9 protein-coding genes and 1 pseudogene are annotated in these 13296 nt (G+C 62.4%); 5 read left to right on the forward strand and 5 right to left on the reverse strand.

Translation table 11 applies throughout. The features are described from left to right. The 4 genes from DWA01_RS19295 to DWA01_RS19310 form a co-directional block, all read left to right on the forward strand. Window positions 1-818: AAA family ATPase (locus DWA01_RS19295; RefSeq protein WP_114287442.1), on the forward strand; the 818-nt coding region annotated here is incomplete at its 5' end. A gap of 150 nt (window positions 819-968) precedes the next feature. Continuing rightward, complete coding sequence (gene cobT / locus DWA01_RS19300; protein ID WP_114287443.1) at window positions 969-2840, forward strand: cobaltochelatase subunit CobT; 1872 nt, start codon at window positions 969-971, stop codon at window positions 2838-2840. A gap of 47 nt (window positions 2841-2887) precedes the next feature. Continuing rightward, the gene (locus tag DWA01_RS19305) at window positions 2888-4675 is read left to right on the forward strand and encodes an aminopeptidase P family protein (RefSeq protein ID WP_114287444.1); all 1788 of its coding nucleotides are present in this window, start codon (window positions 2888-2890) and stop codon (window positions 4673-4675) included. Between the two features lie 60 nt (window positions 4676-4735). Beyond that, on the forward strand, window positions 4736-5077 hold the full coding sequence (locus tag DWA01_RS19310; RefSeq protein WP_114287445.1) for a DUF427 domain-containing protein: 342 nt from the start codon (window positions 4736-4738) through the stop codon (window positions 5075-5077). Window positions 5078-5449: 372 nt separating this feature from the next. Here DWA01_RS19310 and DWA01_RS19315 read toward each other — a convergent pair whose 3' ends face one another. After that, on the reverse strand, window positions 5450-7141 hold the full coding sequence (locus tag DWA01_RS19315) for a chloride channel protein (protein WP_114287449.1): 1692 nt from the start codon (window positions 7139-7141) through the stop codon (window positions 5450-5452). Between the two features lie 94 nt (window positions 7142-7235). On the opposite strand from DWA01_RS19315, the gene DWA01_RS19320 reads away from it, so the two are divergent. Beyond that, on the forward strand, window positions 7236-8618 hold the full coding sequence (locus DWA01_RS19320) for an FAD-binding oxidoreductase (RefSeq protein WP_114287446.1): 1383 nt from the start codon (window positions 7236-7238) through the stop codon (window positions 8616-8618). 310 nt (window positions 8619-8928) lie between these two features. Here the strand turns inward: DWA01_RS19320 and recN are convergent, their stop codons facing one another. From recN to DWA01_RS23190, 4 genes and pseudogenes are all read right to left on the reverse strand, one after another. Beyond that, window positions 8929-10578: a DNA repair protein RecN gene (gene recN / locus DWA01_RS19325; RefSeq protein ID WP_114287447.1), complete on the reverse strand. Its 1650-nt coding sequence runs from the start codon at window positions 10576-10578 to the stop codon at window positions 8929-8931. A 25-nt stretch (window positions 10579-10603) separates the two neighbouring features. Beyond that, entirely contained in the window at window positions 10604-11440 is an 837-nt protein-coding gene (locus DWA01_RS19330) for an outer membrane protein assembly factor BamD (protein ID WP_114287450.1), read from the reverse strand. Window positions 11441-11597: 157 nt separating this feature from the next. Then, the gene (lpxC, locus tag DWA01_RS19335; protein ID WP_114287451.1) at window positions 11598-12518 is read right to left on the reverse strand and encodes a UDP-3-O-acyl-N-acetylglucosamine deacetylase; all 921 of its coding nucleotides are present in this window, start codon (window positions 12516-12518) and stop codon (window positions 11598-11600) included. A 225-nt stretch (window positions 12519-12743) separates the two neighbouring features. Next, a pseudogene (locus tag DWA01_RS23190) lies at window positions 12744-13296 on the reverse strand (cell division protein FtsZ); the annotation flags it as partial.

Consider the following 13296-nt stretch of genomic DNA (forward strand, 5'->3'; position numbering starts at 1 on the left):
TTCTGGCTGGTTTCACCCACAACCGCCGCGTCATGGTGCAGGGCTATCACGGCACAGGTAAATCAACCCATATCGAACAGGTTGCGGCCCGGCTGAACTGGCCCACAGTGCGTGTCAATCTGGACAGCCACATCAGCCGCATTGATCTGATCGGCAAAGACGCGATCAAACTGCGCGACGGCATGCAGGTCACCGAGTTCCAGGAAGGCATTCTGCCCTGGGCGCTGCGCAACCCCTGTGCCATCGTCTTTGACGAATATGACGCCGGCCGTGCTGATGTGATGTTTGTGATTCAGCGGGTGCTGGAAGCCGACGGTAAGCTGACGCTGCTGGACCAGAATGAAGTGATCACGCCGCACCCGTCTTTCCGTCTGTTCGCCACCGCCAACACTGTCGGTCTGGGCGATACCACCGGGCTCTATCACGGCACCCAGCAGATCAACCAGGCCCAGATGGACCGCTGGTCGCTGGTGGCGACACTGAATTATCTGTCCCATGACGCCGAAACCATGATCGTGCTGTCCAAGGCGCCCCATTACAACAATGAGGCCGGCCGCAAGACTGTGAGCCAGATGGTCACCGTGGCCGATCTGACCCGGACCGCGTTCATGTCCGGCGACCTGTCCACTGTGATGTCGCCGCGTACCGTGATCACCTGGGCCGAAAACGCCGCCATTTTCCGTGATGTGGGTTATGCGTTCCGCCTGACCTTCCTGAACAAATGTGATGAGCTGGAACGCCAGACCGTTGCCGAGTTCTATCAGCGCTGTTTTGACCAGGAGCTGCCGGAATCCGCCGTCAGTATGAGCCTGGCTTAAACCGGCTCCCGGTCCCGCACGCGGACCGCCACACCTGTGGAACCGGGCCTGCAATTGCTGCCGGGCCGGTTATTCTGGAACACTCCGGTGACCCGGGCGCGGTCTTCTTTGCCGCGCGTCTGGCTTTTCCGGCACGATGGGCGTTAGACTATGTCTGTGAATAAAAACAACAACCCTGCGGATCCGTTCAAGAAGGCCCTGGCCCAGGCCACCAAGGTCATGGCGGATGATCCCGATCTGGGTGTCACCTATTCGGTGGACCCTCCGGGCATGACCGCCGACTCGGTACGGCTGCCCCAGGTCAGCCGTCGCATGACCCGCCATGAAGTGTTGCTGGCGCGTGGCACCGCGGATTCTTTTGCGCTGCAGCGCAAGTATCACGACAATCCCACCCACAACCGCTATCTGCCCCAGGGCCAGATGGCGCGCGACATCTATGAAGCGATGGAGAGCGCGCGCTGTGAAGCGGTGGGCGCCCGTGACATGCCCGGCACTGCCGGCAATATCGACGCCAAGATCGAAAATGAAGCGATGCGCAAAGGCTGGTCCGGCATCAAAGAGCGCGGTGAGGCACCCTTGCCGGTGGCGGCGGGGCTGCTGCTGCGCCATCTGGCGACCGGGCGCGATCTGCCTGAAGGCGCCGACAATGTGATGGGGCTGTGGCGCGAATTTATCGAAGGCAAAGCCGGCGACACCCTGGCCAATATTGATGCGCTGCTGGCGGACCAGAAAGGCTTTGCCAAGCTGACACGTCAGGTGATCCAGGATCTGGGCTATGGCGACCAGCTTGGCGATGATCCTGATATGGAAGATCCGGAGGACGAGCAGGACAGCGAGTCTGACGACGACCAGGATCAGGACAGCACCGGCTCGGAAGAAGACGACGATCAGGAAAACGAGGACGCCAGCCCGGAGCAGAGCCAGGAGCAGACTCAGGACGCCTCCGAGGCGCAGGTCAGCATGGATGAGCTGGCGGACGACGAGATGTCGGAAGAGACCGAAATGCCCGACGGGGAAGCGCCGCTGGAGCCGCCGGCGCCGCAGCCGGTGTCTGACGCCGATCCGGACTATAAGATTTTTGCCAGCGCGTTCGACGAGGAAATCCGCGCCGAGGACCTGGCCGATCCGGCCGAGCTTGAGCGTCTGCGCGCCTATCTGGACCAGCAGCTTGAGCCGCTGAAAGGCGCCGTCAGCCGGCTGGCCAATAAGTTGCAGCGCCGGCTTCAGGCGCAGCAGAGCCGCAGCTGGGAATTCGATCTGGAAGAAGGCATCCTGGACGCCGGCCGTCTGGCACGTGTGGTGGCCAACCCGACCACGCCTCTGAGCTTCAAGATGGAAAAGGACACCGAGTTTCAGGACACGGTGGTGACTTTGCTGATCGACAATTCGGGCTCTATGCGCGGCCGGCCAATTTCAATCGCGGCGATCTGTGCCGATGTGCTGGCGCGTACGCTGGAGCGGTGTCAGGTCAAGGTCGAGGTGCTTGGGTTTACCACGCGGGCCTGGAAGGGCGGACAGTCGCGGGAAAAATGGCTGAAAGACGGGCGCGCACAGCAGCCGGGTCGCCTCAATGATCTGCGCCACATCATCTATAAGGCGGCGGATGCACCGATGCGCCGCACCCGGAACAATCTGGGCCTGATGATGAAAGAGGGTCTGCTGAAGGAAAACATCGACGGGGAGGCGCTGGAATGGGCGCACCGCCGGTCCGTGGCGCGGCCCGAGGCCCGCAAGATCCTGATGGTGATTTCCGATGGTGCGCCGGTGGATGACAGCACCCTGTCGGTGAACCCGGCCAATTACCTGGAAAAACATCTGCGCGATGTGATCGCGATGGTGGAAAGACGCCGTCAGGTCGAGTTGCTGGCGATCGGCATCGGCCATGATGTGACGCGCTACTACGACCGCGCGGTGACCATCACCGATGTGGAGCAGCTGGCGGGTGCGATGACCGAACAGCTGGCGGCATTGTTTGAATCGGATGCGCGGGCGCGGGCCCGGGCAATGGGGCATAAAAGATAACCGGAAAATCCGGATGAATCACAGGCAACCGGCGAGGAGACAGCAACATGTTTCAAAGTTTTGAGGTCACCACCCACCCTGAAGACGGGCCGCCGCGGCTGGAAGAATTGCGCGATTTGATGGCGCGTATCGACGTGCAGGCGCTGCTGGTGCCACGCGCCGATGCCCATCAGGGCGAAGACGTAGCCCCGCGCGACAACCGGCTGGCCTGGCTTACCGGCTTTACCGGCTCTGCCGGATTTGCAGTGGTGCTGCCGGACATTGCCGGCGTTTTTGTCGACGGGCGTTACCGGGTGCAGGTCAAAGAACAGGTGGCGGCATGTTACACGCCGGTGGACTGGCCGGAAAATATGCCCGGACCGTGGCTTGCTGAAAGCATGCCGACCGGCGGACGGCTGGCCTTTGATCCCTGGCTGCACACGTTCCATGAAATCGAAGCATTGGCGGAGGCTGGCATTGTGCTGGTGCCTTCGCCCAATCTGATTGACGTGATCTGGACCGACCGGCCCGACGCGCCTGCGGGCGCAGTGACACTGCATCCGCTGGAACAGTCGGGCGAAGCCTCGTCGCTGAAACGCTCGCGGCTGGCGGCGCAGCTGCGCGAAGACGGCCACAGCACTGCGGTGCTGAGCCAGCCGGCCTCGATCTGCTGGCTGCTGAACATCCGCGGCGAAGACATCGCCCGCACCCCGGTGGTGCAGGCCTTTGCGCTGTTGCATGACGACGGCCGGGTGGCGCTTTATTCCGATACGCCGGATCTGATGGCGATGGCACCAACACTGGGCCCGGGCATCACCTGTTTTGAACGCGACGCCTTTGGCGAAGCGCTGGCCGGGCTGGATGGTCCGGTGCGGGTGGACCGCAATTCCGCGCCCTGGGCGGTGAGCCAGATTCTGGAAGCCACCAGTGTGCCGATCGAATACGCGCCCGACATCTGTGCCCTGCCCAAGGCGCAGAAGAATGAGACCGAGATCTCCGGCTCCCGTGCCGCCCATCTGCGCGACGGGGCCGCGATGTGCGAATTTCTGGCCTGGCTCGACGTGGAGGCGCCCAAAGGACGGCTGACCGAGATCGACGTGGTGACAGCGCTGGAAGGGTTCCGCCGCAACACCGGTCTGCTGCGTGACATCAGTTTTGAGACCATATGCGGCTCCGGGCCCAATGGCGCCATCGTGCATTACCGGGTGAACAAAAACAGCAACCGGGTGATCAGCCCGGGGGAGTTGCTGCTGGTGGACAGTGGCGGTCAGTATCAGGACGGCACCACCGACATCACCCGCACCATCGCGGTGGGCGAGGTTCAGGCCGAAGCAAAAATGTGTTTCACCCGGGTGTTACAGGGCATGATTGCCATCTCAAGGGTGCGGTTTCCAACGGGCGTTACCGGGCGCGACCTGGACGCTCTGGCGCGCATGCCTCTGTGGCTGGCCGGGCAGGATTATGACCATGGCACCGGCCATGGCGTAGGCGCTTATCTCGGGGTGCATGAAGGGCCCCAGGCGATCAGTCGCCGCAATAACGTACCGCTGAGGGCCGGCATGATCCTGTCAAATGAGCCGGGATATTACCGCGAGGGCGCCTTTGGCATCCGCATCGAAAACCTGATCGTGACTCAGAACGCGACCGATATTCCGGGCGGGGACGGCCGCGCAATGCTGGCATTTGAGACCCTGACCTGGGTGCCGATTGACCGCCGTCTGATTGATCTGGAACTGCTGTCGGCGGATGAGCGCCGCTGGCTGGACAGCTATCATGCGGACGTGTTTGACAAGATCGCCCCGGCGCTGAGCAAACCGGCGCTGGACTGGTTGCGCGACGTCACTGCGGCATTGTGACATGTCACAAACAGGTATTCCCTGTTATGGTGAGCGCCTACACGTTTTCAGGGGGTTCGCATGAACGATCATATCAAAATCCGCAAAGCCGGGGGCACATGGGTGATCCGCGCCGGCGGTGCCGTTCTGGGCGAAAGTAACCGCGCGGTGGAGCTGATTGAAGGCGATTTCCCGCCGGTGATTTATTTCCCGCGCGAAGACGTGGCGACAGCGTTTCTGGATGACAGTGAGACGCGCTCGCACTGCCCGTTTAAGGGGGACGCGCGGTTTTTCTCGATTCAGACCAAATCGCAGCTGATTAAAGACGCGGCCTGGAGCTATGACAGCCCGAAAGAAGGACTGGAAGACATCGCCGGGCTGCTGGCGTTTTACCCGCAAAAAGCGGCGGTGGAGCAGATCTGAGCCGAAGGTCTCAGTAGGGGCCGCTCTTGGCGACCTCGACCACACCTCCCAAGACGCCTGCCAAAAACAGCGACCTGTCTGCGGACAGGTCTTTTTGTATCGGGCTGTCCGCAAATCATAGTGGCCAGCAATGGTGGGTACTGTTGAGACCTGAGATACCTTTGGCCCGGCACCGCCGGGCCGCGCCCTCCATTTGAGCCCGGCCGAACATGCCAATACCCAGCAGCGCCTGACCTTGGGGAGGCGTGAAGCGCCTTCCCGGGGGGAAGGTCAGGCGCGGCCCGGCGGTGCCGGGCCAAAAACCCCATGTGTCGACTGTACCCGCCTTGGCTGAGGACATAGTTTGCGCCAAGGTTGTCGGTGCCGCCGTGCTCAGGAATGTTCTTCGGCGGCAGTTTTGGACAGGGCGCGGGCATAATAGCGCAGCGCGTCGACCTCAAAGAGCACACCGCACAGCTGCGGCGCAGCGCCTTCCTCATCACAGCGCAGCACCGGGATGAATTCAGGTGCAGCGTCAGCCTCAAACATCGCCATCGCCTGTTCCAGCGAGTCGGTGTCGGCAATCTGAACGCCCTGGGCGATCAGCAGCTCACAGGCCTCGCGCCGGGGCGCACGCGTCTGGTCCAGATCCAGCATCGCGGCCTGAACCTTGCTGGAGGAGAGCAGCCAGGTCTGCGGGCCATCGGCGATATGGATGCCGCGCCGCACCAGCTGGGTGAGGAAAAACGAGCGGTGGACCCAGTGACTGGCCAGCGCGGTTGAAGTGGAAACCGCCACCATCACCGCCAGCCCGGTCTGCCAGTCGCCGGTAAGCTCAAATACAATCAGCGTGGTGGAAATTGGCGCCCCCAGCACGGCGGCGGCCACCGCGCCCATACCCGCCAGCGCATAAAGCGTTTCTGAGCCCGAAACATCAGGGAAAATGCCGGTGGCGATAAGCCCAAACCCCAGCCCGGTCAGCGCTCCGACCATCAGCGCCGGGGAAAACACCCCGCCGCCCATGCGCCCGGCCATCGTGACCGACACGGCGATCACTTTGACCACGGTAAAGATAATCACGTTCCACAGCAGCAGCTGACCGGTCAGCGCGGCGGACACGGTTTCATAGCCGATGCCGATGATATGGGGGTAAGCAATGGCAATACCGCCGAGCATCAGCCCGGCCAGTGCCGGACGCAGCACCGGCGGCAGGTGGATCTTTTTCTGCACCCAGCTGCCGATGTCATCCGAAATCAGGATCGAGCGCATCAGGATCACCGCCACCACGCCACAGACGAGGCCCAGCAGCAGAAACGCCGGCAATTCCGCGTAATAAGACAGGCCACCGTCGCCCATCAGGGTGAATTCCGTCACATCGCCAAATTCAAGCCGGTTGATCACCGTGCCGGCGGCGGCGGCAATCACGATCGGCGCAAAGGCGTTGATGGCAAAATGGCGCAGCACCACTTCCAGCGCAAACACGGCGCCCGCGATCGGAGCGTTAAAACTGGCCGAAACCGCTGCGGCGACCGCGCAGGCCAGCAGATCGCGACCTGTGATATTGTCGGCTTTGATGCGGCGCGAAATCCAGCTTGATATTACTGCGGCCAGATGCACCACCGGCCCTTCGCGCCCGGTAGAGCCTCCGGTGGAGAGCGTGATTAGCGAAGCCAGCGCCGAGGCCAGCCCGGCGCGGTGTTCAACCTGGCCCTTGTGCAGTGCCGCCGCCTCAATCACATCGGCCACCGAGCGCACCCGCCCGTCCGGCGTGAACCAGTTCAGGATCACCCCCACAGTGAGCCCGCCCAGCACCGGAATGAGCAGCAGCACATACCAGGGCAGCGTGCCGGCAAACGTATGCAGCCGGTTCAGATCGTCAGTGCCATAGGCCCAGGCCTGAAGTGCGTTGATTCCTTTGCGGAAAAGCAGCGCGGCAAAACCGGCCGAGATGCCAATCACCAGCGCGATCAGCCAGAACTGCAGCTGGCCGGGACCGCGATGTTTCAACACCCGCCAGCTGTCGTGCACAGATTTCTTTGCGTCGCCCCGGTAACGGGATAAAAGCGCGCGTTTTTTGCCGGTCATAGCGGTCGTTTCTTCCACACGTTTGATATCATGCACTTTCCCGGGCGGGAAAGCTGGCGTAGTGTTTCTGTCACATTACAAGGGATTAGTTAATATGCATATCACCGCGGCGCTGGAAGAACTGTCACAATTGCCCGGCCTGCGCTTCAGCGTGGCCCATTCTGACCGCGATGCGCATGCCCAAAGCGAGACTTATTTTGCCCCCTGCCCGCCCGAGGCGGTGACCTGGCCGCAAAACACCCAGCAGGTCAGCGACATCCTGCAGATCTGCCACCGTCATGGCTGCCCTGTGGTGGCCTGGGGCGCCGGCACCTCGCTTGAGGGCAATGCGCTGGCGCGCCACGGCGGTGTGATGCTGGATTTTCGGGACATGGATCAGGTGCTGGCGGTACATGCGGAAGATATGGATGTGGTGGTGCAGCCCGGCATTCTGCGTCAGGCTCTGAATGAAGAGCTGCGCGCCACCGGGTTGTTTTTCCCGGTTGATCCCGGCGCCAATGCCTCGCTTGGCGGCATGGCCTCAACGCGGGCCTCGGGCACCACCACAGTGCGTTACGGCAGCATGGCGGAAAATGTGAAAGCGCTGGAAGTGGTGCTGGCCGACGGGCGCATCATCCGCACCGGCAGCCGCGCTGCCAAATCCGCCGCCGGGCTGGACCTGACACGGCTGATGCTGGGCGCAGAAGGCACCCTGGGGCTGATCACGGAACTGACTCTAAAACTGCATGGCCAGCCCGAAGCCGAGGCGGCGGCGACCTGCAGTTTTGATGCGCTTGAGGACGCGGTGAACGCGGTGATCACCACCATTCAGAGCGGCATTCCGATGGCGCGCATTGAGTTTGTCGACGCGGCTACGACGCGGGCGTTTAACGCGTGGGCCGGGGTGGAGCTGCCGGAAAAACCGCATCTGATGGTGGAGTTTCACGGCTCAGATCAGGCGGTGGCAGAGCAATCGCAGCGTTTTGGTGACATCGTGGCGGACTTCAACGGCGCCGATTTCAAATGGGCAGTGAAAACCGAGGAACGCAGCGCGCTCTGGGCAATGCGCCACAATGCCTATTACGCCTGCCTCGCACTGCAAAAAGGCGCCAGCGCGCTGGTCACCGACATCTGCGTGCCAATCTCAAACCTGGCCCAGGCGGTGGAAGAGACCCAGCGCGACATTGCCGCCTCAGACCTGAACGGGCCGATCCTGGGCCATGTGGGCGACGGCAACTTCCACGCCATCCTGCTCATTGACCCGGAGCGGCCAGAAACGCTGCAGGTGGCCAAAGCGCTGGCCGGGCGGATGGCGGAACGGGCGCTGCGCCTCGGCGGCACCATCACCGGCGAACACGGCATTGGCATGGGCAAAACCGGCTATATGGAGGCGGAACATGGCGCCGGCTGGGATGTGATGGGGCAGATCAAAAAGGCGCTGGACCCAAAGGGCATTCTGAACCCGGGCAAACTGTATCGCGAACGGGATGCTGGCTGAACCTCCGCCCGCGACAGCGACAGCCACTGCGACAGCCACTGCGAAAAATCTCAGGTCCGGTTTTGGCGGGCCGGGCTGCATGCGGCGGGAGCCTGCCCTGCGGCAGATTGCCATGCCGTCCGTCGCCGTTGCCGCCGTTGCCATACAGTCCCGGATCCGCAGCCCCGCGCGACGCAACCTTTGCAGCAGGCGTACGCTCTGGCGCGGGTCTTTTTCTGTTTTGCAGCGGCCAGCCCGGCGGGCGCGAAATGAGACATATTCCCGCCAGGCATGCACTCGTCCCGCACAGTGCCCCCGGGGCCGGGAGGCCCTACCCGTTCAGCAGGGCGCGGGCGGCGGCGCGGGCTTCCTCTGTGATGGTATCGCCGGCCAGCATACGGGCGATCTCGTCCATGCGCGCCTGCTCCGGCAGCGGCACAACGGTCGAGGTGGTCATGCCGGCTTTCACCCGTTTTTCCACCCGCCAGTGATGATCGCCAAGCGCCGCCACCTGGGGCGAATGGGTCACCACCAGCACCTGGGTGCCGCGGGCCAGCTCCGCAAGGCGACGCCCGACCGCATCTGCAGTGGCACCACCGACACCTCGGTCGATCTCGTCAAAAATCATCGTGACGCCCTGGGTCTCTTTGCTGAGGCAGACTTTCAGCGCCAGCAGGAAACGCGACAGTTCGCCGCCGGAAGCGATTTTGTTCAGCGGCCCCGCCGGCGCGCCGGGGTTGGTGGCGACGGTGAAGGCCACGGCGTCCTGGCCCTCTGGTCCCGCTGCGGACCTTGTGACCACGGTTTCAAACAGAGCCCGTTCCATTTTCAGCGGCTTCAGCTCCTGCGCCATCGCCCGGTCAAGTCTTTGCGCCGATTTGCGGCGTTTTGTGGTCAGTGCGTCGGCGGCAGCGGCATAGGCCAGCTGGGCGGCGGTGACTTCGCTGTCCAGCAACTGCAGGTCCTGAGCACCGTGGTCCAGCCGCTCAAGCCGCGCCCGCAGCCCGTCGGCAAAGGTGGCCAGCTCATCGGGCTGCACCGCGTGTTTGCGCGCCATGCCGCGAATGGCAAACAGCCGCTCTTCGCAGTCTTCCAGCTCAGAAGCATCAAAGCGCATATCTTCGCGGCAGCGCTCCACCCCCTGGGCCGCCTCATCCAGCTCACTGATCGCGCGCGACAGCGCTTCCAATGGCGCGGTGAGACGCCCTTCTGCATTGTCAGCCACACTTTCCAGCCAGCGCTGCGCGGTGCTGAGCATGCCTTCGGCCCCGTCCCAGGACAGCGATTGTGCTGCTTTGTCCAGGTCACCGGCAATGCGTTCGGAGGCCTGCATGCGGCGGCGTTCCGTGTCCAGTGTCGCCTCTTCGCCGGGTTCCGGGGCCAGCTGGTCCAACTCCTCAACTGCGTGGCGCAGAAACTCTTCTTCCGCCCGCACTTCGTCCAGCGCCGCACGCGCGATATCAAGCGCTTTCTGTGACGTGGCCAGGGCGGCCCAGCAGCTGCGGCTCTTTGCGATTTCTTTGGACACGCCGGCAAAATCATCCAGCAGCAGCCGGTGGCCGCGCGGGTTCAGAAGACCGCGGTCATCATTCTGCCCGTGCAGTTCCACCAGCGTTTCTGACAGCGCCCGCAGCACATCCCCGGAACAGCGCCGGTCGTTGATCCAGGCCGATTTGCGACCGTCTTTGCTGTTCACCCGGCGCAGGATCAGCTCCTCGCAGGGCTCAAACCCGGCCTCTTCCAGCACCCGCTGGGCGGGATGGTCGGGCGTCAGGTCAAAACAGGCGGTGACTTCACCGCGCGCAGCACCCGCGCGCACCAGTTCGGCGCGGCCGCGCCAGCCCAGCACAAAACCAAGACTGTCGAGCAGGATCGATTTGCCGGCACCGGTTTCCCCGGTCAGAACATTGAGACCCGGCTGAAACGACAGTTCCAGCCGGTCAATGATCAGCATATCGCGGATGTCGAGACCTCTTAACATGGCGGCAATTCCATTGTGGTTCTGATTACAGCCATTCGCCGCGGATCATCTGGCGGTAAACCGCCGAAAGCCAGTTGTCGCCGGCGACTTTGTCATCCAGACCGGCGCCGGTGAGCAGCGCATAGCCGTCCTCATACCAGACCGTAGATTTGAAGTTGAAACCAAGGATCGCGCCCGCGGATCTGGCTTCGTCAACCAGCCCCAGCGCCAGGTAGCTTTCCACCAGACGATAGAGCGCTTCGGCGGTCAGGCTGGTGGTCTGGTAATCCTCGACCACCACCCGGAAGCGGTTGGCGGCGGCGGCAAAATTATTGCGCTTGAGGTAATAGCGGCCGACTTCCATTTCCTTGGCAGCCAGGTGGTTGAACGCCAGGTCAAATTTCAGCACCGATGTGGTGGCGTATTCGCTGTCGGGATATTTCTCGATCACCACCCGCAGCGCCTGCAGTGCCTGGAAGGCGAGGCCCTGATCACGGCCCACATCATCGATCTGGTCATAATAGGTCAGCGCCAGCAGATATTGCGCATAAGCGGCGTCTTCGTCTGCCGGGTAGAGGTCGATAAAGCGTTGCGCCGCAGAGCGGGCGCTTTCATAGTCCCGGTCGCGGTGATAGGCGAAGGCCTGCATCACCAGCGCGCGTTTGGCCCAGTCGGAATAGGGGTAGAGCCGTTCCACTTCCGCGAAATATTTCGCAGCCTCGTCAAAATCACTGGAGGTGACTTCATATTCGGCGCGTTTGTAGATTTCTTCGGCGGAATAGCCTTCCAGATCGGGATTGGCGGCGATGCCACCGCAGGCGGCCAGCAGGCTCAGGCCTGCGAGCAATGCAAAGTTTCTTGTCGCTACTTTTGCGCGGATCATCAACTGCCCTACCCTCTTGTGCTTATGCCGGCCTTTGTGCCTGCTCTGCTCCGGCCGAAAGCCGGTCTTGCTGTTGTCGTAACACAGAAAAATCCGCTGCAAAACGTCTTTGCTGCGGATATCGAAGATAGGCAGAAAATGGGGATGTGCAAGCGGTTCAGGCGTGTTGCGGCACGTCGCCGGCTTTGACACCAACACCGGGCAGACGGCGCGCGGTGGCGGCATCGACATTGACCCAGACAAAACTGTCAGGCTGTGCAAACAGGGCGCGCAGCAGTTTGTTGGTCAGGGAATGGCCGGCGCGATTGCCAGTATAACGGGCCAGAAGCGGTGCCCCCACCAGCGCCAGATCCCCCAGCGCATCCAGCATCTTGTGGCGCACAGGTTCATCAGCAAACCGAAGCCCGCCCGGAGACAGCACGTCCTGGCCATCCACCACAACGGCGTTTTCCATCGTGCCGCCAAGGGCCAGGCCACGGGCATGCATATTGTCCACGTCCGCTTTGCGGCAGAAGGTACGGCTGGACGAGAGTTCGCGCACAAAGGCGCCATTGGCCATGTTCAGCAGCTTGTCTTGCGCGCCGATCGCGGCGTCGGCAAACTCGATGCTGAAATCGATTTCCAGATTGTCGGCGGGGCTGAGACGGGCATAGGCCTCGCCCTCAGAGACTTCCACCGGCCGCAGCACTTTAATCGCGCGCAGCGTGGCAGGGTCATGGTGCAGCCCGGCATCGATCAGCGCTTCGACAAACCCGGCAGAGCTGCCATCCATGATCGGAACTTCGGGGCCGTCAATCTCGATCCAGGCGTTCTGGATGCCACAGCCGGACAGCGCAGCCATGATATGTTCGATGGTAGAGATTTCAGCGCCAGAGGCGTTGCGCAGACGGGTGCAGAGCGGCACATGAACCGCCAGGTCCCAGCGTGCCGGAATAACATTTTCGCCTTTGGGCAGGTCAATGCGTTCAAAACAGATACCACTGTTGGCGCCGGCGGGTTTCACCACCATGCGCACCGCTGCACCGGAATGCAGGCCAACGCCGTCAAAGCGAACAGAAGATTTTACCGTAGATTGCACAGACACGCCCAAATTTATTTCACCCCAACGACTTACACCGCTGGCTGACCCTGAGGTAAATCTTTGCGAGGTTAATCACAACTCAATCTTTGTAACGGAGTGAAACATCCGCGATTCCGGTCGGCCAAAACCCGCCACCCTGACAAGGGTCCGATGCTAAGCCTTTGCCACAAAAGAAAAAGGACCGGGAAAACCCGGTCCTCAATTTTCGTAAAAGTGACGCTATCAGTTGGCCTGGCGGCGCAGGAAAGCCGGAATTTCGATCCGCTCCTGCTCCGGGTTGGGATCCTGATCCTCGTCGTAGACCTGCACCTGGGGCTGCTGGCGCATCACCTGCTGTGCCCGGGGAGCCGGCGCAGGGGCGGGCTGTTTGACCTGAGGCTCAGTGTGGCCGGTCATGCGCCCGATCAGCGAATTGATGCCAAACCGGGGTTTTTCAGGCGCCGGTTGGGGTGCCGGGCGCTGCTGCATTTGCTGCTGTTGCTGCTGCTGCTGCATTTGCTGCTGCTGTTGCTGTTGCTGTTGCATCTGGCGTTGCTGCATCTGATGTTGCTGCAGTTGCGCCTGGGTCGGAGCCGGGGCCTGCTCCGCACGCAGCGGCGCGGAGCGCGGCTGGTTGCCGACAGCAGCCTGCAAACGGGCCGCGGCCTGAGGCGTCGGCGTACCAGGAGCGCGCGGCGCGACAAAGCTTTCTTCCGGGGCCGCGTGGAACTCCTGATGGGGCTGAGCGGCGGCCGGGCGCGGCTGATAGGCAGGGGCCGGAAGCTCGCTGCTCATG

It is taken from the genome of Candidatus Halocynthiibacter alkanivorans (assembly GCF_003333265.1).
Classification (GTDB): Bacteria; Pseudomonadota; Alphaproteobacteria; order Rhodobacterales; family Rhodobacteraceae; genus Halocyntiibacter_A; species Halocyntiibacter_A alkanivorans.

Bases quoted from the DNA above. Each gene is read 5' to 3' on its own strand.
- cobT (WP_114287443.1), top strand. From the start codon at position 969: ATGTCTGTGAATAAAAACAACAACCCTGCGGATCCGTTCAAGAAGGCC.
- recN (WP_114287447.1), bottom strand. From the start codon at position 10,578: ATGTTAAGAGGTCTCGACATCCGCGATATGCTGATCATTGACCGGCTG.
- DWA01_RS19330 (WP_114287450.1), bottom strand. From the start codon at position 11,440: ATGATCCGCGCAAAAGTAGCGACAAGAAACTTTGCATTGCTCGCAGGC.
- DWA01_RS19315 (WP_114287449.1), bottom strand. From the start codon at position 7,141: ATGACCGGCAAAAAACGCGCGCTTTTATCCCGTTACCGGGGCGACGCA.
- DWA01_RS19310 (WP_114287445.1), top strand. From the start codon at position 4,736: ATGAACGATCATATCAAAATCCGCAAAGCCGGGGGCACATGGGTGATC.
- DWA01_RS19320 (WP_114287446.1), top strand. From the start codon at position 7,236: ATGCATATCACCGCGGCGCTGGAAGAACTGTCACAATTGCCCGGCCTG.
- DWA01_RS19305 (WP_114287444.1), top strand. From the start codon at position 2,888: ATGTTTCAAAGTTTTGAGGTCACCACCCACCCTGAAGACGGGCCGCCG.